General features: G+C 53.8%; 22 protein-coding genes. 4 read left to right on the top strand and 18 right to left on the bottom strand.

What is annotated here, in order from left to right; translation table 11 throughout:
- Nucleotides 1–6 precede the first annotated feature (6 nt).
- The 4 genes from QMF38_RS14870 to QMF38_RS10700 all read right to left on the bottom strand — a co-directional run bounded on the left by QMF38_RS14870 (nucleotide 7) and on the right by QMF38_RS10700 (nucleotide 4222).
- Nucleotides 7–771: an ABC transporter permease gene (locus QMF38_RS14870; RefSeq protein ID WP_390854523.1), complete on the bottom strand. Its 765-nt coding sequence runs from the start codon at nucleotides 769–771 to the stop codon at nucleotides 7–9.
- A gap of 257 nt (nucleotides 772–1028) precedes the next feature.
- Complete coding sequence (locus QMF38_RS10710) at nucleotides 1029–1829, bottom strand: glycosyltransferase family 2 protein (protein WP_058094339.1); 801 nt, start codon at nucleotides 1827–1829, stop codon at nucleotides 1029–1031.
- Nucleotides 1801–2781 carry a glycosyltransferase family 2 protein gene (locus QMF38_RS10705; RefSeq protein WP_198146627.1) on the bottom strand — a complete coding sequence of 327 codons (981 nt, stop codon included), beginning with the start codon at nucleotides 2779–2781 and terminating at the stop codon, nucleotides 1801–1803. Before QMF38_RS10705 ends, QMF38_RS10710 begins: the two co-directional genes overlap by 29 nt.
- A complete protein-coding gene (locus QMF38_RS10700; RefSeq protein ID WP_281759421.1) occupies nucleotides 2765–4222 on the bottom strand; it encodes an undecaprenyl-phosphate glucose phosphotransferase in 1458 nt (485 codons plus the stop codon). Before QMF38_RS10700 ends, QMF38_RS10705 begins: the two co-directional genes overlap by 17 nt.
- Before the next feature lie 592 nt (nucleotides 4223–4814).
- On the opposite strand from QMF38_RS10700, the gene QMF38_RS10695 reads away from it, so the two are divergent.
- Nucleotides 4815–7103 carry an O-antigen ligase family protein gene (locus tag QMF38_RS10695; protein ID WP_281759420.1) on the top strand — a complete coding sequence of 763 codons (2289 nt, stop codon included), beginning with the start codon at nucleotides 4815–4817 and terminating at the stop codon, nucleotides 7101–7103.
- A gap of 126 nt (nucleotides 7104–7229) precedes the next feature.
- Complete coding sequence (locus tag QMF38_RS10690; protein ID WP_058094342.1) at nucleotides 7230–7712, top strand: hypothetical protein; 483 nt, start codon at nucleotides 7230–7232, stop codon at nucleotides 7710–7712.
- A gap of 348 nt (nucleotides 7713–8060) precedes the next feature.
- Here the strand turns inward: QMF38_RS10690 and QMF38_RS10685 are convergent, their stop codons facing one another.
- Complete coding sequence (locus tag QMF38_RS10685) at nucleotides 8061–10343, bottom strand: beta strand repeat-containing protein (RefSeq protein ID WP_281759419.1); 2283 nt, start codon at nucleotides 10341–10343, stop codon at nucleotides 8061–8063.
- 679 nt (nucleotides 10344–11022) lie between these two features.
- Here QMF38_RS10685 and QMF38_RS10680 point away from each other — a divergent pair.
- Nucleotides 11023–11691 carry a YigZ family protein gene (locus QMF38_RS10680; RefSeq protein WP_281759418.1) on the top strand — a complete coding sequence of 223 codons (669 nt, stop codon included), beginning with the start codon at nucleotides 11023–11025 and terminating at the stop codon, nucleotides 11689–11691.
- Between the two features lie 9 nt (nucleotides 11692–11700).
- Here QMF38_RS10680 and QMF38_RS10675 read toward each other — a convergent pair whose 3' ends face one another.
- Complete coding sequence (locus QMF38_RS10675; protein ID WP_281759478.1) at nucleotides 11701–12246, bottom strand: hypothetical protein; 546 nt, start codon at nucleotides 12244–12246, stop codon at nucleotides 11701–11703.
- A gap of 316 nt (nucleotides 12247–12562) precedes the next feature.
- Between QMF38_RS10675 and QMF38_RS10670 the strand changes: the two genes are divergently transcribed.
- Nucleotides 12563–13201 carry a sigma-70 family RNA polymerase sigma factor gene (locus QMF38_RS10670; protein ID WP_281759417.1) on the top strand — a complete coding sequence of 213 codons (639 nt, stop codon included), beginning with the start codon at nucleotides 12563–12565 and terminating at the stop codon, nucleotides 13199–13201.
- A gap of 95 nt (nucleotides 13202–13296) precedes the next feature.
- Here the strand turns inward: QMF38_RS10670 and fabZ are convergent, their stop codons facing one another.
- The 12 genes from fabZ to atpC all read right to left on the bottom strand — a co-directional run bounded on the left by fabZ (nucleotide 13297) and on the right by atpC (nucleotide 23513).
- A complete protein-coding gene (gene fabZ, locus QMF38_RS10665) occupies nucleotides 13297–13740 on the bottom strand; it encodes a 3-hydroxyacyl-ACP dehydratase FabZ (RefSeq protein WP_281759416.1) in 444 nt (147 codons plus the stop codon).
- Between the two features lie 15 nt (nucleotides 13741–13755).
- A complete protein-coding gene (gene pgsA, locus QMF38_RS10660) occupies nucleotides 13756–14295 on the bottom strand; it encodes a CDP-diacylglycerol--glycerol-3-phosphate 3-phosphatidyltransferase (RefSeq protein WP_058094348.1) in 540 nt (179 codons plus the stop codon).
- A gap of 130 nt (nucleotides 14296–14425) precedes the next feature.
- The gene (locus QMF38_RS10655) at nucleotides 14426–15214 is read right to left on the bottom strand and encodes a flagellar hook-basal body protein (protein ID WP_281759415.1); all 789 of its coding nucleotides are present in this window, start codon (nucleotides 15212–15214) and stop codon (nucleotides 14426–14428) included.
- 94 nt (nucleotides 15215–15308) lie between these two features.
- Entirely contained in the window at nucleotides 15309–16520 is a 1212-nt protein-coding gene (locus QMF38_RS10650) for a flagellar basal body rod C-terminal domain-containing protein (protein ID WP_281759414.1), read from the bottom strand.
- A gap of 48 nt (nucleotides 16521–16568) precedes the next feature.
- The gene (gene mreB / locus QMF38_RS10645; protein ID WP_281759413.1) at nucleotides 16569–17588 is read right to left on the bottom strand and encodes a rod shape-determining protein; all 1020 of its coding nucleotides are present in this window, start codon (nucleotides 17586–17588) and stop codon (nucleotides 16569–16571) included.
- Nucleotides 17589–17682: 94 nt separating this feature from the next.
- Nucleotides 17683–17991 carry a sporulation transcriptional regulator SpoIIID gene (gene spoIIID / locus QMF38_RS10640; RefSeq protein WP_058094351.1) on the bottom strand — a complete coding sequence of 103 codons (309 nt, stop codon included), beginning with the start codon at nucleotides 17989–17991 and terminating at the stop codon, nucleotides 17683–17685.
- Nucleotides 17992–18274: 283 nt separating this feature from the next.
- Entirely contained in the window at nucleotides 18275–18964 is a 690-nt protein-coding gene (locus tag QMF38_RS10635; protein WP_281759412.1) for a M23 family metallopeptidase, read from the bottom strand.
- Between the two features lie 79 nt (nucleotides 18965–19043).
- The gene (locus QMF38_RS10630) at nucleotides 19044–20075 is read right to left on the bottom strand and encodes a SpoIID/LytB domain-containing protein (protein ID WP_281759411.1); all 1032 of its coding nucleotides are present in this window, start codon (nucleotides 20073–20075) and stop codon (nucleotides 19044–19046) included.
- A 213-nt stretch (nucleotides 20076–20288) separates the two neighbouring features.
- Entirely contained in the window at nucleotides 20289–21584 is a 1296-nt protein-coding gene (gene murA, locus QMF38_RS10625; protein ID WP_281759410.1) for a UDP-N-acetylglucosamine 1-carboxyvinyltransferase, read from the bottom strand.
- Nucleotides 21585–21649: 65 nt separating this feature from the next.
- Nucleotides 21650–22531, bottom strand: coding sequence for a YwmB family TATA-box binding protein (locus QMF38_RS10620; RefSeq protein ID WP_281759409.1), 882 nt, complete (start codon nucleotides 22529–22531; stop codon nucleotides 21650–21652).
- Nucleotides 22532–22690: 159 nt separating this feature from the next.
- Nucleotides 22691–22954: a DUF1146 domain-containing protein gene (locus QMF38_RS10615; protein WP_083341290.1), complete on the bottom strand. Its 264-nt coding sequence runs from the start codon at nucleotides 22952–22954 to the stop codon at nucleotides 22691–22693.
- A 112-nt stretch (nucleotides 22955–23066) separates the two neighbouring features.
- Complete coding sequence (atpC, locus tag QMF38_RS10610) at nucleotides 23067–23513, bottom strand: ATP synthase F1 subunit epsilon (protein WP_040288640.1); 447 nt, start codon at nucleotides 23511–23513, stop codon at nucleotides 23067–23069.
- Nucleotides 23514–23540: the final 27 nt, after the last annotated feature.

The following is a 23540-nucleotide window of genomic DNA, read 5'->3' as shown; positions in this document are numbered from 1 at the left end:
CACCCCTTACAGGTACTCAACAAGATCTCGTGACCACTTTTGAAACAATCCCATCGAGGCAATTAATAAAATTACTGATCCGGCAATACACAGGCCGAGCAAGTTCCATTCAGGAGGTTGACCGTAGAACAAAACACGACGATACGCCTCGATGTAGTCAGCCATAGGGTTAAAGTAGAGAATAATTCTTAGCTTCAATGGAACATGCGATAGAGGATACACAACAGGGCTTACGTAAAACCACGCCATTAATGCCACCTGCATAAGGTGATATACATCGCGAAACCTAACAGTCAGAATCGACAAGAGCAACGAAAGCGACGTCATGAAAATTAGCTGCGCCAACAAAATCAAAGGAAAATATAGTACATTGATGGTCAGAGATCTATGATAAGCCAGAATAGCAAATAATAATATAATTAACGTGAAGATAAAGTTTAAAAAATTTGATATAATTAAAGATATAGGTATTACCTCTCTGGGAAAGTATACCTTCGATATTAGTGACCCGTTATTTACTAATGAGTTGGTACTCGACAGCACACCAGACTGAAAGAAGTTCCATGGAAGTTCACCTATCAGAAGAAAAAGAGTGAAGTCTTTAATATCACTTCGTAAAATAAACTTGAATGCCACCACATATACCACAAGCATTAACATAGGATTCAACATCGACCAAATAAAACCTAAGAAAGAGTGCTTATACTGTAGACGCAGCTCTTTTAGGGCTAAATTCACCAAAAGTCCACGATATCTATAAACCTCATACATCTTCGTAATCAAATTATCATCTCCGTGTCATAGAACGTGCTATATATTTTCAGCTGGCGGAACATCAAACTCCACTGGATAACGTTTATCATGTAAACAGATGGGGTTTACGTGTCCAAAACCGAAGCATTCCGAATCAGACGATACGTCCCGCCTCACTGACAATTAACACAAGTTCGCATCAACTGTTACAGCGCTCACCCCCACCTCCAATGACACGGGATCTTGTCCCCTCACGTAAGCCATTCCACAAGCATCTAGATAAGTTTTATACCTGCCTTAACTACGTATCTCCACATTGATCCATAGAATGAAAGTCGTGACCTAATGGTACTCTTTCCCCCATTCCCGCCTTTAAGGTGCACCGTTGTGGCGTTACCCTCATACCAAACCTTAAAGTTGCATTCGATTATCCTGCGACACCAATCTACATCTTCCCCATACATGAAGTAATCTTCATCTAATCCGCCCACAATTCGATAAACCTGTTTCGGTACCATCATGAATGCACCGCAAATACATTCCACCTCATAACTTCCAAATTCATCCAGATAAGTAAGGTTATAACTCGAGAATAAGCGCGATTCCGGAAAAAGAAATGAGAGTCTCGTAAGCCTAGAAAAGCTATTCCACAGGGTCGGTAACGACCGTCTGCACGCCTTATCAATAACCCCGCTTGGTAATTCAAGCCTGCAACCAATCGCGCCTATCCCAGGGTTCTCCTTCAACCGTGCTAGGCAAACCTCAATAGCGCGTTCCCCGACAACCGTATCGGGATTAAGCAACAGGATGAAATCCCCATTTGACTCCTCCATCGCCCGATTGTTACCGTACGCAAACCCTCTATTTTCGGCTAGCGGTAACAGACGAAATGCCGCAAATACATCTGCGGCCGCTGACACTTGGTAGTCTTTCAGCCACTCTAACGTCCCATCAGTTGAACCGTTGTCAGCAACGATAACTTCCAAATCCCCGGAAGAAGAGCAGCGTTCCAAAGACGCAAGGCAATTTGGCACCACCCTCAGCGAGTTATATGTGAGAAGGATAACAGAAATCATGACTTTCCCTCCCTGCACCCTTCCTCGCTACTAGCTCGGACCGAACTCGCCAATGATATCGCCAATGAGCAACGATCAATCTGGTCGCAAACCACCACACATTTGGTCTTTTCAAAGCGAGCATCATATATCGACCCAATTCTACACAAATCGCCATGACAACGCCAAACGAAAAAGTTGGAACGTGCCGCACAAGTAGCGCAATTTGGTTTGCGAAGGAATGACCCGTAGCTATGACGCTCGGTCGAGTCCCGCGCTTCCACCCCCGCCCATGTATAGCGACAGCATCCGGGTTATATAAGAAGCGCCACGCAAATTGGCGGGCGCGCCAGCATAAATCCACGTCCTCCTTATATAAAAAGAATACACTGTCGAGTATGTCTCCACTCCGAAGCATCACATCCTTCAACATCGCGACTCGGTACACTGCTGCAGCCCCGCAGACACCCCAAACCTCACACATTCCTGACCATCGGTTATCATCCTTTTGCTCAGATCCCCGATCGCGCACATGATAAAAAGACCACATCTCGAGTCCTGCACTGTCGAGCCGCCCGTCTGGCCGACACAGTTTACCAGTGACACCACCAATCGACGCATCCGCGCACAGTGACTCAATCGCCTTCGCAACATACTCGGAGTCAAGCACCACGTCTGGGTTCAGTGTGATCACAACATCCATGCCACGGTCTATCGCCATACGAAACCCTACGTTATGCCCCGAGGCGTACCCAATGTTCCGGCCGATGGGCACCACATCAACACGCCCAGCCTCGACAATTCCAAGGGTGTCGTCCTCCGACCCATTATCGATCACGACCACTCGCTCAATGCGCGCCGTTTGGCTCGTAACTGCATCCAAGCACGCACGAATCACATTCGCACTGTTATACGTCACAATCTGCACTTGAATGCGTAATCCGATGTGACCACTGTCAATACGCATTCTCATGCACAAATCCATCCTTTATGGTCCTCCAGACAATCTGAATGTCCATCCAGAAAGACCAATTTTCGATGTACTCAATGTCATATCGAATTCGCTCGGCAATCGACGTGTCGCCCCGCCACCCGTGAACCTGTGCCCACCCCGTAATACCAGGACGCACACGGTGTTTAATCATGTACCTCGGTATTTCGTCTCGGAACTGCTCAACAAATACGGGTCGTTCGGGCCTCGGCCCAATGACGCTCATATCGCCGATAAATACGTTCCAAAACTGCGGTAGTTCATCGAGGCTTGTCTTCCGCAGAAATGCTCCTAGACGAGTGCGGCGCGGATCGTCCTTGACTGTCCAGCCGAGATCGCGTGTGTTCAACGATTCTTTATCGTCTCGCTCGACTTCAGACAAGTGATTGTCCCAGCGCATCGTACGAAACTTGTACATCTTAAAGACACGGCGGTTTTTGCCAACCCGTTCCTGCACAAATAGCACCGGCCCTGGTGAAGTCAACTTTACCGCTATGCAAAGACCTGCAAATAACGGAGAAAGTAAAATCATAACCATTGCACTAAATGTGATATCAAAGCAACGCTTGATAGCAGCGTTCATGGCGTCGTCAAGAGGAACGTAGCGAGTGTCTATCAGAGGCATATCGCCGAACGATTCGAACCTAGGTCGAGCAGGAAGCAGATCAAAGTAGTCAGGGAGAATTAAAGACTGCACTCCTACCGCTTCGCATGCGATAAGCACCTCCCCAAGCTCAGCAACGCGATCCCTTGGCATCGCAATGACCACTTGATCTACCAATTGCTGTTTTAACACACGAGCCACATCTTGTACATTGCCAATCTTCGGTACACCGTACCGCTCTCGTGAGGTTTGCCCCATATAAGCCGCATCATCGTCTTCGTGTTCAAGGTAACCGATTACCCTATAACCAAACCAAGATTGCCCCTCTAGAGCCTCAACAAACCTTGCCGCGGCCATACTCCAACCAACCAGCAAGACATACCGTTGATTGAGCCCGCGCATCCGCATTGCGCGTAACATCATTCGCAAGGCCAATCGCTCAAGTAACATGAGCCCAAAGTACGAAACAGCAAACAGAACGAGCACGTCACGCGAAAACTCCTGCATCTTTGCAAAATACAATGTCGCCATAAGCACGACAACGCCGATGACGAGGCTTTTCGCAATGTTGTACAACTCGAAGAACAGCGACTTTGCACGCATGGGTTGATATAACCCTGCCACACCGTTCGCTACCATAAAAATCGCAATACCAAAAAGCAGCGGTCCACGGTAATAAAGTAGCGGCTCATTACCACCATGCTGCAGCAACCCGGAATCAAACTTCAGCCACCAAGCCAGCAAAAAACTTGCAACAATAATGATGGCATCTAAAAACATCAACAAACGACGAAACATTTGCTGATATGTACGAAACATGCCATCACCCAACCCAAGTGCAGTTTGCTATCAATGGGAGTATAACGCATCCCGGTCAATTGGAAAAGTAAGTTTCGACATATTCCTGCAATTGGCGACATTCCTGATACCTTTGCTCCGGGAACGCACAGCGCAGTATTAAACAGAGGTCCAACAGGATGTGTTGAATTTGTCCTAACGTTAAAGCAATCGGTAGTTTGGATATATCGGAATTCATGACTCGATTGTATATGCCAGGAACTAATCAAAACGTGGCGGAACGCTGTATAAAAGGGATGGCACGGGGCAATACGTCATCGTCGTCTCCGCCCAAGGAGAGGGTTACGGCCCTTCCAACTATGCGGTTGCTGGCGTCATCGATGTTCAAGACGACCCAACTTCCAATTCCAAATTATGATTGTGGTGACTAGCAACTTGGGCTTCCTTCTTGCGGCTGCCCGCCTTCTCGGTGGGCAGCCGCTTGTCTATTGGAGAAGTGCGAGTATTGTTCGCAACCACTCTCTGGTTGCGGTGTCACTTCCCATCGAATCCTGGCGATTTGCCGTGGTAGAATAGACTTGTCTGTCATAATCTGTTGCATTGGAGGATTCAAGTGGCTATTCAACTTCGTTGGCGCGTGCTCACAACAGTCATAGGCTTCATCATTGCCGTTGGCATCTGTGCGCTCCCGTTTCTCTCAAGTGCGGTCTTCTTTCCACCAGGACAGTACACACTCGATGTCATCCTTGGAGCCATCCTTGCCACTCTATGTGGCTTCTTCGCTTTTCACAAACGATTCCGGGCCTGGGTGCTCAAAGATGAACATCTCCATTATGGCGATCTCGCCGTTCTCCTCCTTGTCTTACTGTATATTGTCGCTATCTTCTACGCTGCGGATTCCAATCTGGCGGTGACGGGTGCGCTCAATTACACAATCCTACTCCTACCCTATTTTGTGTTGCGACTCCGAAGTCTGCGACATTTGATTGGTCCTTGGATTGGCATTGGTTTTGCTGGAGCTTCGTTTGTTGTCAACGTGATCGGAATTCCGAATGGCTGGGGGCAGTTCCACACGCCATTTGCCACTGAAACCAATCCGCAAGGACAAATTCAGATTGCATCGCTATTCCAATATCACAACTCGTACGGTGCTTTTGTTGCCAGCATCGCAGTTGCTCTTTTGGTATGGAGCGCTCGCACGACCTGCACCTGGTGGAAACGTGCAGCAGCACTCATGGTGGCAGGGCTGAACATTGCCGGCGTTTTTGCAAGTGAATCACGAGGCGTTCTGGCCATCTGGGCCGTCGTTATGATTTTTACAGCCATTGGTATGCGCGAATTCAAGGAAAGCCCAACCGCCGTACGCAATCGATTTATTGGCGACTCGTACATCGCAATTGTGGGGGGACTGGCTGGTTACGAATTGGTCCACCATGCTATAACGCATCACAGCGCTACGAGTGGATGGGTCGGAATCCTCGTTTCTATCATTGTCCCGGGCCTGATTGCCTATCTGCGGCATCTTTGCAGGCGTCAAATTGGCCGGATGTCCGTGAAAACGGGCCTCATCGCCCTGATTGCCGTGGGCGTACTCGTGGCCGTCCTTGGCGCTTTGGCCAAGCATCATGCAATCGCACAGAAGCTATCTGCCTATAAAGTACATCAGCTCAGCGTTTCGCAACGATTCATTTTCTGGCGGGATGGCTTACACATCCTTGCACGTAACCCTGTGACAGGAAGCGGTTATGGCGCATGGGAAGCCATGTACATGCGTGTGCAGTCATATCCATACTACAGCAACCAATCCCACTCCTTTGGCGTGGATACCCTCATCAATGTTGGTATCCTTGGCGCGCTGTGCATGATTGCACTCGTATGGCCTATGTTTCGCAACATGATTTGGCCCCCACGCCACAACGCCCCATCCCGGCCTCCTCTCGTGTACGCGTTTATTGCTGGTGGTTGGATGGCTTTTTGCCATAGCCTCATGGATTGGGACATGGCTTTTCTATTTCTCTTAGTTTTGTTCTTCGCAGGTGCTGGTGCGGCCAGCGCATTAACGCCGCCTGTCCGTCTGTTATCTACACGTCGTGGATGGCAACTCGGTTTCTCTCTAGGAATTGGTGCCGTGTCCATTGCTGCATGTCTCGTCAGCATCGGCGGCGTAATATCCACGCGATTGGCCAACCTAGCTAGCGAAGAGTCCCCAGTCGCGGCACTTGGCACATATCGATCCGCCTTTGCCTGGGCTCCTTACAATGGCAATTATCTGGCGAATGCAGCCTCAGCATTGCTGCAAACAGGAGACACCGCGCAAAATCAGCAAACTGCTGAACAATGGATGGAAGAGGCCGAAGCACGTAGCCCTTATTCGTCGTCCTTTGCCGCCAACTACGCACAGTTGGCCTATAATCTCTCTAATTTTAAAACGGCGTACAAGCAAGCGAAACTTGCTGAAAAAAACGCGCCCTACTGGCCCAACAACATGTCCCTCGCCCTGTCGGCGGGAGTTGTCTATGGCCTTCAAACAGCAGCCGAAGACCCATTCTCGGCGAAGGCAGCACTGATTGACGTAGTCCATTTGTATAACCAGGCATTAATGTATCAGCGGCATGTTAATGCACTTCCGTCGTACCTTCCACCGTCTGTGCCTTACCAATTGAATGGGTTCAGCATCGTATCTGTCGCCGCCGCCGACTATCTACTTGGCGATCCCGCCGCCGCAGCCCAGCTTGCCGCCACGCAGATCAACAGCAACGTCCAGCATACACAGGAGACCGCCATCATCGTGCAGATGCTTGCGACTGACAATCCGAATCTACCAAATTTCGTGAAGGCACACCCGGACATTCAACCTTCCTACCAATTGTTGCGCACTGCACAACAGTATATTGGCAAGTAGCTGGTTCTATAGAACAACAAGCGCCAACGTTTCGCGTTGGTGCTTTTTTTCAGTCCGAAATTGTGGTATGAATAGAGTAGAATGCACGTGATGTGTGTCGAAATTTGCGATATGGGGGATTCTATCGTGGCTGTTTCTGTAACCAATATTCCTGGCATTACCTACAATTTACCGAGTGATATCAACTCCGGATCTCCCATCCAAGAGTCCCAATCTTCCTTCGCTGCTGAGTTGCAACAAGTTCAAGTCGCTTTACAGCAACTTGAAGCTAAAGATCCTGCTCCGTATCTTGGGGCAAGTTACTCACCGGCTCCTACAACACTACCTCAACCGGTGCAAGCCTATTGGAACGCATCGGAGACTCTTGCCTTAAACGAGGATGGATACGCAGAGTCACAAGCACAAGAGGTTCATCAGGACCTAGTTGTTGCCGGGCAGGACGCTCAACTCGTCCAGGGCACACAAGCATCCTTACTGGGTGCTAACATTGCGAATGGCGAAACTGCACTTGTCGGATATGACGGCAAAGCTTATTACGTGACCAATGATAATGGTCAAGTTTATGCTGCACTCGTCCCAGATGCCGTATCACCAACCCTTAACAAGTAAGGAGAGGACATTTACCTCCATTTTATGTTCGCGCCGCTCCAAACGGCGCGATTTTGTCGTCGTGGACGACATAACAGGATAGACTCGCTATTATCTCACATTTTCAATTCTCCTCAATCTGGTTGCTACCCAAGATTCCAACCGCCATCTTCAGAGAATAGTTGTGATCCGTATTAAAAGGCAACATATATTTAACAGGTCAACGAAGATCTGATGTCTACTCAAAATCGTGTACGGCCGACATGCAACCTTTATGGCGTGCAAAGCTGCTACTACACCTTCATAGCTTAAAGAAAGCGGCCTGGGCAACTGCCCAGACCGCTTTGTGCACAAGCAAAGATACTAGTATTACCAGTAGAGCTCGCCAACCGACACACCATTTGTAGTGTATGGATTGCTGGAGCCGATGTACACGGCACCATTCGAGCCGTACTGCGGGTTGATACCAGTGCCACCGTACGTATACACGTTGTAGGTCGCGGCAGCAGCTCCAGCCGGGATGGTGCTCGAGGACCACGCAAGAGACGTTCCAGCCCAATACGGTACCGTACCAGCTTGTAGCGTGAGCGTTACCTGCCCATTCGCATTCGTGTAGACAGTGAACCAATCAGCCGATTTGCTCCAAGAAATCACATTCGGCACGTATACCCCGTTGTAACCCAAGGAAGCGTCGTAGCTGTTGTCAAGAGCAACCGGCGTTTGCTGCGGAGCGTACGAACCACTTACGTCCTCGGTAAGCGGCGTACCATTTACCGCTGTAACCCAAACGTTTGCTTCGTTACCATCAAATGCAACGTTTACAGGTCCATTGGCGACAGGATTGCCGTTGCTATCCAATACCGTAAAGGTAACATTTGAGGAGTGATTGCTAGCATCGAGCAAATCAGTACGATAACTTTGAACGTTCGTCACGGAATTGGCCGGTGCAACCACTGTATACGTAGCAGTTGCCTTAGCTCCATTCTCATCCGTGATGGTCAGCGTCGAACTGCTGCTGCTGCTGATTCCGACGGAGAAGTACGGATTCGCAGACGTACCAACAGTGTAGCCGTCAAAGGTGAGACTATAATTGTTTAGCGAAGCATTATACGTCACAACCAATTGACCAGTCGAAGGTGTACCAGCCCCGATGCTGGAGAGCGACTTACCATTGATACTCGTAAAGTAACCGCTCGTAAGCGACAGATTGTAAATGTCACTTGCATCTGTCACCAGGCCACTCGACTGCTCAGGCAATACATACAACGTCTCACCTGTCGACAAGTTCGTCAGGGAATTCGGATATACGAACGTGGTGGACGGATTCGGCGACGTTGTCAAACCAAGCGTTGTAGCAGAAGCACTGGATGTCGGTGCGTTTGGATTCACATAGGTGATGCTGTTCGTGACCAGGTTGGTCGAACCAGCTGTCGCCGTAACGGTAAAGCTATCCGGTTGATAGTCATTCACATAAACAGTAGCCTCGCCGTTTGCATCTGTATATGTGCTAAACGTCGTACCGTTTCCGTACGTGTTGCCAATGGCAGAGCCGAGCTTCTCTCCCGTACTGGTTGAGAAGAACGCGGTCGACGAAGAGGTACCATTCAACTTAAACGTGACAGCCACACCGGATTGCGGTTTGCCATTCACATACGGCAGAGCAACGACCACCGGAACCACACCAGTCGATTCACTCGTCGGAGTCGAGATGTTCGCTTGGTATTTCCAGTCAGGGGTAATGACACCGTCGCTATTCGCGAAACCAACGTAAACCGGCGTTGCAGAAGAAGTCCCTGTCAACGGAGCTGTCAAGGATACTGCATAACTACCAATACCCTTTACTGTTGCACTTGCGACGCCCTGTGCGTTCGTAGCAACCGTCGCAGACCAACCCGTGGATGTCGCGGAAACCGCCACATTTGTCGTACCGTTGGTCACGGTCGGTGCATTTGCGCCCGCAAAGTTAAACGTCACGTTCGCATTCGGAACAGGATTACCATTTTGGTCTGTAACAGTCGTAGACACCGTTACACCGTTTCCTGTTTGGTCAATTGCTGGCGACGACAGAGAGCCAGTACCAACTGTTTGACCAGTCAACGAAAGTTGGCTCAGATTGATAGACGTCACCTGTGGAGTGCTGATGCTCAACCCCGTCTGTCCCTTGAACGTACCGTTAATGCCAAGAGCCGCCAGAATGTTGTCGATGTAATAAATCGGCATGTACGTTGTCTCTTGAGCGTTTGGACCACCAGCCGGATCCTTTGCAGCTTGTGTGTTGAACATCTTCACCGTGGTGCCATTTACGGTAACCGTAGTGTTGCCAGTTCCAACGCCGCCTTGTACAGAAATCTTGGAAGCGTCCACGCCAGGAGCCGTAATAGCCCAGGTATGCGTCGTACCATTCCAAGTCGCCGTCAACCCGATCTTAGCAAGCGCTTGGTCAAAATAGTAGATAGGGAAGAAGCCTGTAGTATTACCGGAGTCTTGGCCGGTCATTTCATATGGATTCGACAAAACTTGGCCATTTACCACAATCGGGAGCTGGCCAGCTTGTGTCAAACCAGCGGAAGACGATGTTGCAGCAAACGCAAGCGGGCTAGCTGCGCCGAGCACAACTGCTGCTGCAGCAAAACTCGTAAGTGTACGTTTCAAAACGTTTCTCCTCCCATGTTCAACAAGTGAGATGAGTACTGAAGATTGGTGACGAAGGTCACCTACCCTTGGCCATCGTCACTGTCCCTGTACGTCCATGTCGATATTCATACAATTCTATCAACCCTGGCTCAAGCCATCGTTCCATGTCACAGGCGCTGACGAATCTATTCGAATCGACATTCTCGACCTACAGGAAGACATCCCTCCCTTCAGTGTTATAGCACCAGAATTCTATGTCTCTAACTAACCCCACGTTTGCACGTATATAAAACGCGTGAGGCATTTTGAACAATCTGGCGACCAGTCTAATCTGCTTAGAAGATTATGTATCCTAAGACAGCAGCCTCAGTCTCGCATTATACGCTTTCTTTCCATGCAAGTAAAGTGCACGAAAGGAATGATAGCGCATTTTCATCAACTTTTTGACCTAATCAAGGTAACTTCCAGTGTCAGTCCTTTCAACCACGCTAAGTTATTCGTGGGGCCATTCTGTTTTGTGGGTGCCCTTCGAAAAAAATTAATTGTGGTTGTAGGCAAGCCGCTTCGTTGAAAACGTCGCTTCAAATCCACCATGGATCTAGACGTTGCCCACCCACCTTTCGTTTCACCATTCCGCAAATTATTTTGATTCCCACCTCCCTTCCTGCTACATTCGGTAATGGAGGGCGTTCTAGATATGCCATTTACAACACTTGTACAACATCACACAGACGAGATTATCGAGAAAAAATCGCGCTTCATCGCCGACGCATTTCCCATTCGGTCTGTCGCGGACGCCGAGGCGGCGATTCAGCTTATCCGCGACCAGCACCCCGGCGCACGCCATCATGTGTATGCCTATCGCATCGGAGTTGGCGTACCGTACGAGCGATTCTCCGACGACGGGGAGCCGTCGGGCACCGCTGGCCGCCCCGTTTTGGAAGTCTTGCGGCGTCAAGGCATCGACAACGCCTTGGTCGTCGTCACGCGCTATTTCGGTGGCATTCTGCTCGGCGCAAACGGGCTTGTCCGCGCCTATACAGAAGCCGCCGCAGCCGCCTTAAGCGCCGCCCCTAAACTCGCCTGTCAGCCCATGGTCGAGTTGAACGTGACGTGCGACTACAGCCACTACGGAAAGCTCGAATACCAGCTCGCCCAAACCGGGGTTGCCCTGCGCAACCCTGCATTCGCGGAGACGGTGTCCTTTCAGCTCATCATCCCGGCAGAAGAGGCCGACTCCATGACCCAACAATTGGCCGATTGGACAGGCGGGCAAGCGCACATCGAATGTCATCCGCCTGTCTACATGGGCCTGACACCAAGCGGCGAAATCGTTCGCGACGTCTGGGTAAATCCACCTTCCTGAGGCCTTGGCTTACACACTCGGATACGGCACGCTGCGTGCGCCCTGAAGGATCAAAGACGCCCTCGCTTCGCGCAGGCGCGACAACACCTTCGGCCGCGGCATAAGCACATCGATGGTCGCCACGTCGGCAATCATAAGTCTCGTAGCAGCCGGCGAAACGACGTCGGCGGCGACAATCGCGTCCATGCGAAAATAACCATGTGCGCCGTCGTTGCGGCTGATGGGTTCTCTCACCTTAAGCGGCGCATAGACGACATCGGCACTTGGAATGGCAAGTGGCACATACAGCGACACATGCAAATCCTCCTCACAGGCGCGGCGCAGGTCGCGCTGCGAGATGGAGAAATGTTGCAACATACTTCTCTTCACCCATTGAGAGCGCCAAGGTAGATAGAATAGACCGCGCGACGTCACGACCAATGTGTTGTTTCCATTGCAGTAGACAGGGATAAAGGCAAGCAAGTCATCCGCCAGTTGCGCAATGCCTGGCGCATCTTCGCGCACAAATACATCCGCACCAGCAATCGGGTGCACAGTTCCGTCAACAACCATCATCTTCACGCTGAGGGCTCCTTCCCATAAGACATCCATTCATTCAGTACAACTAACAACCTTGGTAACTCCTTCTATCGACAAAGTTTATTCTATCTCAACTAATTTTGTCAATTTATTCTTTGTATTTGAATTATTACAATAGGAGACTTCCCGCAAACTCCTTCCATCGCCGCGTCATGCACCGCTCCCCATATCCCAAAGCGAGACTCGTCATGTAGTCTACACGGTCTCTTCATCCGCGCGAAAAAGTCACCTCCTCGCTACACTCGTCCTGCATGCAATCACAACCGGGCCGGCCTGGAGAAACGAGGCTTATGTGAACTGGCTGGAGATGGATGTTACCCATTTGGTCATCGCGGCACAGCATCCGTGGGGGCAACGGGATCGGCAAGAACTGTTGACCGCATTTCTGCCGCTCTTGCGCCGTGTAGCGCGTATCTATCAAAGTGTCGCAGGCTATGACGAGGCGTATCAGGAGGCATGTCTCGCACTACTGCGGGCCATTGTGACGTACCGACCCGAAGCAGGGCCGTTTCCCGCCTATGCGAAGGCGCGCGTGCACGGCGACGTCCGTACCGCCATGCGGCGATTGTGGAGGGCGGCCGAGCGGCAGGCGTTTGCGCCACTGGCGACGAGCGATGACGATACCCATCCCACGGACATTGGCGAAACCCTCGCCCACGTTGCTCATGTCTCACACAACAGCGAGCCGTTCGGGGATGCCGTAGACAGGTGCCTGTTGCAAGACGTGATCGAACGCTTGGCGGCATCCGCGGGACTTTCGGCCCGCGAGCGCATGTGGCTCGACGCGGCACTTTGCGGCCAGACGACAGAAGAATTGGCCAAAGCGCAGGGCGTGAGCTACGATACCGCAAAGACATGGCGGCGGCGCGCCATCGAGAAGCTGCGGCGCGCGGCGGCGAGGGCCGGTCTCACGGCGAGCGAGATTCTCTGACGCCACAAGGATACTTCATACGGCAATCGGGCCATACAGCAAAAACAGCCTGCACCGTCATCATGACGTGCAGGCTGCCCTGTCAAGCGAAACCCTTACTCGGCGTCGACCAAGGCAAACAAGATGGTCGCTTCCGCAACCAACGCACCATCGACATACGCCTTGCCAACGCCCCGGCCAATGCGGCCCTTTAAGCGGTCAATCTCGACTTCCATATCCAACTTGTCCCCAGGGCGCACCTGTCCGCGAAAGCGCGCGCCATCGATGCCCGACAAAAGCGGCCGCTTGCCCGCAAACGCAGGTTGCGACAGGATGGCGACGCCCCCAAGCTGCGCCATCGCCTCGACAATCAAGACACCAGGCATGATTGCATATTCCGGAAAGTGCCCCGTAAAATGCGGCTCATTCGCCGTCACGAGCTTATAGCCCTTGACTTTGCTACCGTCGATCTCGGTGACGCGATCAACCAATAAAAACGGGTAGCGATGCGGCAGGATCTTTTGAATCTCCTCGACATACAACGGCAAAGACAGTTCCAATCGACGCACCCTCCATCAATAGACGCGGCGTCGCACCGCGATGATTTCCATGCTAAGCACATAGCGAATGGTCGTCACATAGGACAAGCCCACCGTAAACCATAATACAATGTCCCCGCTTTGCAGATTTGGCCAGGCAAGGATGGACGAGCAGATCGCCAGATAATAAAAGCAGGTGGTCACCTTGCCCCAGACATTGGCCTTCGGCACGGCGCGCTTGCCTTGAAAGTAGAAAAACGCAGCTCCGAGGATCATCAGCACGTCGCGCAATACGAGCAATCCCGCGACGAGCCACGGCACGCGCCCAGAGGCGATCAACGTGAAGAGCACCGCGACCATCATCAGCTTATCGGCAAGTGGATCCAGCAATTGTCCGGTATACGTTTCTAGCTTATAGGTGCGGGCGATGTAGCCGTCGAGGACGTCGGTGAGACCAGCGAATAAGAGGACACAAAGCGCGATAATTTTATGAGGACTTGCGGTGGCGTAAAAAGACCAGACATAACATGGAATTAAGAGCAGGCGGAGCAACGTCAGCAAGTTCGGCACATTCACGCGTTCTACCCTCCCAGCCCACATGGCCATCTACCGGCGGACTGACCGCCAAGCATACCCATTATAGCAATCCCTGCTAGGACGGCAAAGGCGAGACGGTTGGCGATAAGCCTTCCGACCCGCCTTGGCATCAACCGCCATTTTGGCGAATGCTATCGGCGATACTCAACATCTGGTTAGCGATGGTCACGCTCTCAGCGTTCTCATCGTACAAATTTTGCGCCTCTATCATGTTTGACATCTGTTCCGATTCGTTGACATTGCTCGTGAGCAAGGCTCCTTGCACCAGCTTCGATTGCGTCGCCGGGCTCGCCTGCCCACCCGCCGCAAGGCTGTAGAGATTGTCCCCTTCCGGGATGAGATGTGCCGATGGCTGCCCGATTTCCACCACGGCAATGCGCGGCCCGGTTTGACTGCCAAACAGGATTTGGCCGTTTGCACTCACCGTCATCGATGTCGCGTTGGCTGGCTTAAGAATCGGCTGCCCCGTCGTGGACAAAACCGGATCGCCCGTTTGTGTGGCGAGCTGAAACTGCCCGTCGGGCCGCTTGCTCCAAATGAAGTCCCCGGCGCGCGTATACAACTTGCCCTGCGGCCCTGCAACGACGAAAAACCCCGGCCCGTTGATGGCGACATTCATCGGATTGCCGGTCGTCTCGAGATTCATATTCGCAAAATTGCGCCCTTCGCCTTCGGCTAGGACGCCGGAGCCGCCGCGCCATCCCGGCGGTGTCACGCGATTGGCGGCGCCTTGATCCGTCTCGTTGCCATAGACCTGCATGGTCAGGGCGTCGGCAAACGTCCCCTGATCCTCCGCGAAACCAGGCGTCTCCAGGTTCGCTAGATTGTCGCCAATTTGGTTCAGCCACTGATTGGCTGCCGTGAGACCGCTGAGGCCATTCCACAGCGTCTGTCCCATCTTGATCCTCTCCCTCATCGTCACAGCACACTGGGTCGCATCAACACGTCGTGCCAAGGGTAGCGCGCCCTGCTGTCATCAAGGAGCCTGTGTATTAGGCCCCATTCACCTTGCCGATATCGTTGACGGCCGTGTTGAGCAGGGAATCCATCGTCTGCACGACGCGCTGATTCGCTTGGTAGGCGTTCACCGCGGTGAGCATCTGAGTCATGGTCGACGTTGGATCGACATTCGACTGTTCAAGCGCCCCTGCCTCAAGGCGGCCCGTGCCGGTTTGTAACAAAGGCAAGACACTGGCCGGTGTATAGCTGCCTCCCACCATCAGCTCGCCTTCGCCAAGCGGCGAAATCTGCGTGACATCGGCATTGACGAGTCCAAGATGCCCGCCTTGCACAATCTGGTTGTTGGCGCCATAGACGCGATAGGACGGTTGCCCATTTGCGTCGTACAGTGCTTGTCCATTCGCGCCAAACAACTGCGTCCCCTTGTACGCCGGGTTGACCTCGATGCGGCCTCCCACAATCGGCTGCCCATTGGCAGCAAGCGGCATGACGGTGTGCCCCGTGGCATCGACGAGATTGTTGTTCGCATCGAGCTGCAAAGCGCCATCGCGCGTGACGGAAATCCCTTTTGTCCCGCTTGCGTCGGTGTAGTTGACCGGCAAAAACGAATGGTACCCCATGTTGTCCGTCGTGCCCACGCGAATCGAGTACGGATCCGTCGTTAACGTGCCTGGCGTGTACACCACCTGACCCTGTGCGTTGGCAATCACGTAGGAGGGATTGCCGTTTGCATCATAATCCGGTGAGCCATCCGCGCCGACGAGTTCCTTGCCTTGATATTTCGGATTGCGGATGGCGTAAAGCCCTGCGACAAGCTGCGCGTTCGCATCATACACCGCAAGCGGCTGCCCGTTGTCTGACAGGCGGCCGTTTGCTCCGACCGTCACCTGCCCCGACGCAGGCAATGCCCCGTTTGGCCCCTGCACATAGGCCATCGGACCGGTGGGCAAAGAATCGATGATGGCGAGATCTAAGGCACGGCCAGTCGTTTGCACTGCGCCTTCGGAAAAGACCGGGACGCCTTCCTGAAAGTCGACGCCCGTCCCCATTTGCCCGATATAGGTGCCACTTGCCCCCGAACCGTACGAAATACGTTCCATATCCTGAACCGGGTCCTCAATGAGTTCGCCGAGCGACTCTTTAAACCCCGGCGTCTCCTGATTCGCCAAGTTATTGGATAACAGTTGCTCCAGCCGTTCATTGACGTCCATGCCTGCCGACGCCGTCGTAAGTCCCGGAATCATGGTTAGACCTCCATTGCTCGCGTGCCTAAAAAGTGCGTACGGGCCGCGTCAGCGCCGCGCCCGCTTGCGTCCTTTGTCGCGGTACTTGTTCCATTCCGGGCTTTCCAGTACGCGCCCCGTGCCAATGACGACACAATGCATCGGGTTCTCCGCGATATGCACAGGTACCTGCAATTCGTCCTTCATGAGCTTGTCCAACCCGTCGACAAGTGCACCGCCGCCAGTCAGCATGACGCCTTTGTCGAAGATGTCGGCCGCCAGTTCCGGCGGCGTCTGTTCCAGCACGGACTTGGTGGCCTGTACGATGGCGATGACCGGTTCCTGCAATGCCTCGCGCAGTTCTTCCGCATGCACCGTAATGGTCTTCGGCAGTCCCGTGACCATATCCCGGCCACGCACGTCGGTGCTGTTGGTGCGCCCGCCCGGATACACCGTCGCCAGCTCTTTTTTCAACTCTTCCGCCGTGCGTTCACCAATCATCAAGTTGTACTCGCGGCGGATATGCTTGACGATGGCTTCATCCAGCTTGTCCCCGGCGATGCGCAGCGACGTCGACGTGACGACGTCGCCCAGCGACAGAACCGCAATATCTGTCGTACCGCCGCCGATATCGACCACCATGCTGCCGCTCGGTTCGAAAATGTTGAGTCCCGCCCCGATGGCGGCAGCCTTCGGCTCCTCAATCAAATCCACTTGTTTAATGCCGACCGCTTCAGCCGCTTCGCGCACGGCCTTCTGCTCGACCGACGTAATGCCAGCCGGCACACAGATCATGACGCGCGGTCTGCCGAACATGCTTTTACCTACTGTTTTATTTAAAAAGTGGCGAAGCATGATCTCCGTGATTTCAAAGTCTGCGATCACCCCTTCGCGCAACGGCCGGATGGCCACAATGTTGCCCGGCGTGCGCCCCAGCATGCGACGAGCCTCTTCGCCGACCGCAACCACTTGCTTCGTCACCTGATCTATCGCAACGACGGAAGGTTCATCGAGTACAATCCCTTGTCCTTTGACGTGCACGAGCACGTTTGCGGTTCCCAAGTCGACACCAACATCCCTAGAAAACATTTGCAGCGAGTCCTCCTAAGATTAGAGCGTGCATGATTGAGGGAAAGACGTTCGTATCCTCGAACATATAGAGTGGGAATGCAAGGATGTAGTTCTACAGCCCGCTTGAAACTCCTCTGCGCGATTCGAAGTTTTTCGACCCCGCCTGCACTTCTTCTTCCCTATGATACTTCATTTTGGTCGCCTCGCCACCGCGCAAATGGCGAATGGACTTGTGATATTCAAGAATTTCTTTGACACGATTCGCCAAGTCGGGATTGATTTCTGGCAGGCGTTCCGTCAAGTCCTTGTGCACAGTGCTCTTTGAGACGCCGAATTCGCGCGCGATTGTGCGTACTGTGTTACGCGTCTCGACAATGTACTCTCCAATTTTAAGAGTACGCTCCTTGATGTAATCATGCACTCCCCTCGCCTCCCCACTGCAGGTCAGTTGGTCTGTTACATGTATATGAGGGGGTGTACACCGTATGCGCAGGGGGCCTGGCCATTTCGAATTCTCTGTGCAAATTCGACAGAATACTTCCTGGGAAATAAATCGGAGCCGAACGAGATCGAATTTCCGGGAAATTGAGCAGATAGAGACGAGAGAGGGCGGATCGAGAAACTCGTGTAAAAGCTTGCGATAACAAGAAAAAACCGCCCGCATGATACGGGCGGAAGGTCCGCTGGCACGGCCCGAATGGAGATTATTGCTTCGGCAATACCGTCTCTGGATCAATCGGCGAACCGTTAAGATTGACTTGGAAGTACAAGTGATTGCCTTGGCTTTGCTCAAACACGTTGGTCGACGTGGTGCCGATGGTGTCTCCCGCCTCGATGCTCTGACCTTGCTTGACATCGACCGATCCGAGCGATTGATACGTCTCCGTATACCCATCTGGAGAACTGACGACAACTTCATAGCCATACAAGGGCTGGTTGGATACGGATTCTACTGTTCCTTTTTGCGCAGCGACGACGGTAAACGTTTGGCCACCTTTGGCCTGAATATCGATGCCCTTGTGCGGATAGTACGTGTTATCGTAGTCAACCAGGGCCTTTTCCTGTTGTGTTGCGCTGCCGTGAATCGGGTAGAATCCCATCGTCACGCTCGCGTCAGTGCCTTCCTGATATGGCCACAGCCACGGTTCCAAGCCTGCAGACGTCGTCTGTGTCGTGGTCTGCGACGTGGTGTTGGTCTCGGTCGGCTGCACCGACGTCTGTGTGCTACCTGACTGACTTTTCGCGTACATCAGACCGATGATGACCGCTGCCGCACCGAGATAGATTGCGGGATACAACCAACGCTTCGACATCCATCGTTTCGCATTGCTCGGGCGCCCGTTTGGTGCGTCCGGCGTTTGATTTTCATGGTTTGGATGTTGTTTGTCATCCATGTGGCGCTCACCTCAGTAGTGAGTCTCGCCACGAAAACTAGAGTCTATACCTAGGGACGAAAAATTTGGCTAGATTTACTTACCCTTTTCTTCCAGCCGGTGAACCGGCATCGGTAGCGGTTTGCGAGAGCTTCGCACCTGGGTAAAAGTGCGCAAGAATCGCCTGCCACGTCCACCCTTTGGCCGCGAGCAACGAAGCTTCATGCAGGCTCATCCCGAGGTCGTTGCCGCGCCCATACGTCGTGATCGTCACCTGGTCTTGTGTGAGATGCCAGACAAAGTCGCTCGATGGGAGTTGCAGTAGATTTGCAAACGACTGCCCGGTCATGGTCTTATTGCCGATCCGCACGGCGGTGACAAAGCCGTCTGCCCCTCGCTGTACCTGCAGCGAATCGGTGCTGGTGATATGGGTGCCCAGGGCTTGGTTGAGCGCCGCGATGGAAAACGTGTTGGTTGCCGTATCGCTTGGGCTTGCCTCATCGTCTGGGCAAGCGACAGCCTGCAAATAGGGTATGTCTTGGCCGAGGGCGGCCAATCCCGTGCGCGTACGCCCCGTCGAGATGGCGCACATAAAGGCGAGAATCGGCTGCTGATTGAACGTCAGGATGCGCCCGCCCGTCATTTCAATAGCAGTTTGGATGCGCGTGATGAACGCCAGGGCTCGGCTCGTCCCGATGGCCGATTCCAGTTCGTCTTCGGTGGCCACAGGGAGATCCAGCGCCGGGTCGTCGGTCAGTTCCGCCCCGTGCTTGCGGGCGAGTGCGGCTGGATTTGCGATGGCCCGCTCCGCGTAGGTGCGCGTCGCCACAGCGGCCGCCTCCAGGCTTGCCAGCGGTGCATCCGGCGAACACTCGGCGCTAAGCACTTCTAAAATGTAGGTGTTGAGCGGGAGGGTAGAAACTTGATTAAGCGACGGATCATAGACGCGAATATCGGTGGTGGCGTCTGGGCTTTGAATCCAGGCACCGACGTTGGGCATCGGGCTGTGCTGAAACAGTTTGGCGATCCCGATGGGCAAAAGAATCATCGCGATAAACGCGAGCGTGACGCGCACCGCAAATTGCAACGGGCCGTTCTCTCGCGACGGATGATGCGGCGTGGGCTGGGGCATGGGCTGGGTCTCCTCTCTGCGTACGGATTGCGACAAGGCTTTGTGTGTGCCGCACAGCGGACAACCTGTTGCCAAGAGATATGCCAAACAGCCGCCCAATATGCCAGGTCAGCGAAAAAATCGCGACTTCGTACAGAAAAAACGCCCTTGGCAGAGTCGCCAAGAGCGTCGACGATATACCGTTGTCCAGCCATCCGCCTGAAGAGACGCGGTTCAGCCGACCGATTTTGCCGATTGCCCGATGTCCTCAAAGCGCTCGATGGCCGCACCGAGCCGCTTAAACTTCGCGACGAGATTATCATAGCCGCGGTCCAAGTGATGCAACCCATGAACCTCCGTCTCACCTTCCGCAATCAGGCCGGCGATGACCAGAGCCGCACCCGCACGCAGATCCGTCGCGGTCACGCGCGCACCAGACAGGCGTGCCACGCCGTCAATAACCGCCGTGCGCCCTTCGATATGAATGTTGGCGCCCATGCGCTGCAACTCGGCGACATGCATAAAGCGGTTCTCGAACACCGTCTCTGTGACCATGCTCGTGCCCTGCGCCACCGTCAGCGCCGCGACGATTTGCGCCTGCATATCCGTCGGATAAGACGGGTAATAGTGCGTCTTGACGTCCAAAGGCCGCATGCGCCCGCTTGGACATGGCCAAACCTTGATGCCGTCCACCCGATCTTCGATGGTCGCTCCCGCCTCTTCCAACTTTGCAATGAGCGACATCAAATGGTGAGACAGCGCGTTTTCGACATACACGCCACGCCCAATCAGCGCGGCGGCAACGAGAAATGTCCCCGCCTCAATCCGATCCGGAATCACCGCATGCGTCGCCCCACTGAGCGCATCCACACCGTCAATCCGAATGATATCCGTACCCGCACCGCGCACGCGTGCGCCCATCGCGTTCAGGTAATTGGCGAGATCCACATTCTCCGGTTCCTTCGCCGCATTCTCGATGATGGTCTGGCCTTTCGCCAATGTCGCCGCCATCATGATGTTTTGCGTTGCGCCGACACTCGGTACGTCGAGATAGATGCGCGCACCGTGCAGGCCGCCGCGCGGCGCCCGCAAATGGACAAACCCGTTTTCCACGACGCTCGTCGCACCTAAGGCCTCGAGCCCTTTAATGTGCAAATCGACCGGGCGCGGTCCAATGTTACAGCCGCCCGGCAACGCGATCATCGCCTCGCCAAAGCGCGCCAAAAGCGGCCCGGCGACGACGAACGACGCCCGCATGCGGCGGACGAGCTCCGCCGGGGGCGTCACGCTATACAGGCTGCGCGCATCGACGCGGACCGTCGTTCCCTTCCAGTCGATTTTGGCGCCAAGCGCGGCCACCGTATTGGCCATGTTTTCGACGTCGAGCAGGTGCGGGACTTCCTCGATTTGGCTCACGCCATGCTCTGCGAGCAGGCTGGCGGCCAAAATCGGCAACACCGCATTCTTCGCCCCACTGACGCGAACCGTGCCCTCAAGTGGGCACCCGCCTTGAATCACTATTTTTGCCATGCCGTAACCTCCGCAAAGGCTCTCTTCGACATCCTCGTCACGAAGCGTTACGTGGACGTGTCGTATTAGTACGCGGTGGTGATGATGGGCGATCCGACATAGACGTCGGTTCCGTGGCGGAACGAATCCTGGTGAATCGCCACCTGCACGTTCATGCGCCGGTTGTCACCTGTCAAAATGTAGACAGGCGCCTTCGGGCTGTAGCCAGAGATGCTCGTCTCCAGCGGCGTGCGCAGCCCTTCCACCGTATTCGCTCCGACAGCCGCAAGCCCCGCCATCGCCATCCTATCCGCATCCGCCTCATCGACTTCCTGCGAATAGAAGCCCGATATGTATGCGCTCATCTGCGGCGTCCCATCCACCGTTGCCACCATGTGCTCCACTTGGTCATATTGCGACGAAAACACCGTCTGCGTCAAGTTGGATCCCAACGCCGTGATGGTCAGCACCGTCTGTGGCGCCGAATCCACGCCGTTGCCATTCACGCCAGGCAGACTCGTCAACACCAGTTGCACACGTGTTGCATTGGGCCATTGTCCGTCCACTTGCCAGAACGATTCATTGCTCAATTGCCGAGAAGTTATGTTCGCGTTCGTCAGACCGAACTCCTGCACCAACTGACCACCAATAGACGCCAGTTGTGTTACAGGCAGGAACTCATTGTTGAGCGTGGTCCAATCGTGTATACCATATCCTGTGGCTTTTGCATTCGTTGCCGCCAAGGCCGCATCGAGAAACGCGTACTGCGCCGCACCATCGGTCTCGTTTTGTGACGAGGCCGCCGTCGCAGCCGAAGTGGTGGCCGCCTGGACATTCGGCGCCGCCGGGTGATGTACCACCGCAGCACCGACAATCACGCAGATTCCTGCCCACATCGCCTGTTTCAGCCGGCGTTTGATCCGCCGCTTTACGAGTCGCGCTCTCCGCTGTTCCTTAGTTTGTGCCACGTGGATAACCTCCATCCAGTCCGGGAGAAGATTGGGCGCCATGCCGCGCCTTTCGTCTGTTCCCAGTCTGGACGGAATCACGTCAGTCTAAACATCGAAACACGAACTTTGATAGGTTTCGTAGATGGTTTCGGAAAGTCGTCCGTCTTACGCAAATCGTCACAAACTGCCGTTGAGGAGTTGAATGGAGCCAAGGAGCAACACCGCGACCAGCACAGTGAGAATGCCGCCAACCAAGGCGAGAAAAAAGCGAAGCAACTGCGCCTGCCCACTGAGCGGCTGCCGTACAATGTTCTCCCACTTCAAACTGCCAAGCGCCCACCAGACGCCAATCACGCCGATGAAAAACAGCAACAACACAAGCATCCCATCCGCCGCGAGCGTCACATTGACGTGCGCGGTCCCTGGCATCGTCGTGTTCAAAGGGAAGGCTCCCCTTTCCATCTACAGCGTGAATAAAACAGGCCGCCCCAGCGCAGTATCTATGTCGATTCTGCGAGAGACGGCCTTGTCTCTATCTCAATCCTACCACATCTTAGGCACGCGCTGGTGTCGCCGTCAAAAATCCATTTAAACGCTGGTGTTCAGCGATGGCTTCCAGGCGCAGGTTGGCGCGCACCAAGGCAGCGCGTGCGCGCTCCGCCTCCGCGCCTTCACCACTTTGCGCAAGGCGCTTTTCCGCACGCTCCTTCGCCAATTGGGCGCGTGCCGGATCGATATCCGCCGGCAGTTCCGCCGTATCGGCGAGCAGCGTGATTTTGTCCGGCAACACCTCGACAAAGCCGCCGCTGACCGGCACGACATCCTCGCGCCCGTCCTCGAGCTTGATGCGCACAAGGCAAGGCTTGACCGCGGTTGCGAGCGCCATGTGGCGCGGCAGGATGCCGAGCTCACCGTAACCACCCTGCAAGGTCACCATGCGCACATCCATCGCCAGCACCATGCGTTCGGGCGTCACAATCTCCAACGGTACGGTTATCATCCCGCTCACCTACCTCTCCGAGACGTC

Source organism: Alicyclobacillus hesperidum subsp. aegles (assembly GCF_027923525.1).
GTDB lineage: Bacteria > Bacillota > Bacilli > Alicyclobacillales > Alicyclobacillaceae > Alicyclobacillus > Alicyclobacillus aegles.
Note: the sequence above shows the minus strand (reverse complement) of the source record. Positions and strands in the feature narration are given on the sequence as shown.

Excerpts from the sequence above, each read along its gene's own strand:
- QMF38_RS10630 (WP_281759411.1), bottom strand. The coding sequence starts at position 20,075 with ATGCCCCAGCCCACGCCGCATCATCCGTCGCGAGAGAACGGCCCGTTG.
- mreB (WP_281759413.1), bottom strand. The coding sequence starts at position 17,588 with ATGTTTTCTAGGGATGTTGGTGTCGACTTGGGAACCGCAAACGTGCTC.
- atpC (WP_040288640.1), bottom strand. The coding sequence starts at position 23,513 with ATGATAACCGTACCGTTGGAGATTGTGACGCCCGAACGCATGGTGCTG.
- QMF38_RS10675 (WP_281759478.1), bottom strand. The coding sequence starts at position 12,246 with ATGATGGTTGTTGACGGAACTGTGCACCCGATTGCTGGTGCGGATGTA.
- QMF38_RS10680 (WP_281759418.1), top strand. The coding sequence starts at position 11,023 with ATGCCATTTACAACACTTGTACAACATCACACAGACGAGATTATCGAG.
- QMF38_RS10710 (WP_058094339.1), bottom strand. The coding sequence starts at position 1,829 with ATGATTTCTGTTATCCTTCTCACATATAACTCGCTGAGGGTGGTGCCA.
- QMF38_RS10650 (WP_281759414.1), bottom strand. The coding sequence starts at position 16,520 with ATGATTCCGGGACTTACGACGGCGTCGGCAGGCATGGACGTCAATGAA.
- murA (WP_281759410.1), bottom strand. The coding sequence starts at position 21,584 with ATGGCAAAAATAGTGATTCAAGGCGGGTGCCCACTTGAGGGCACGGTT.
- QMF38_RS10635 (WP_281759412.1), bottom strand. The coding sequence starts at position 18,964 with ATGGATGACAAACAACATCCAAACCATGAAAATCAAACGCCGGACGCA.
- QMF38_RS10655 (WP_281759415.1), bottom strand. The coding sequence starts at position 15,214 with ATGGGACAGACGCTGTGGAATGGCCTCAGCGGTCTCACGGCAGCCAAT.
- QMF38_RS10705 (WP_198146627.1), bottom strand. The coding sequence starts at position 2,781 with ATGAGAATGCGTATTGACAGTGGTCACATCGGATTACGCATTCAAGTG.
- QMF38_RS14870 (WP_390854523.1), bottom strand. The coding sequence starts at position 771 with ATGTATGAGGTTTATAGATATCGTGGACTTTTGGTGAATTTAGCCCTA.
- QMF38_RS10700 (WP_281759421.1), bottom strand. The coding sequence starts at position 4,222 with ATGTTTCGTACATATCAGCAAATGTTTCGTCGTTTGTTGATGTTTTTA.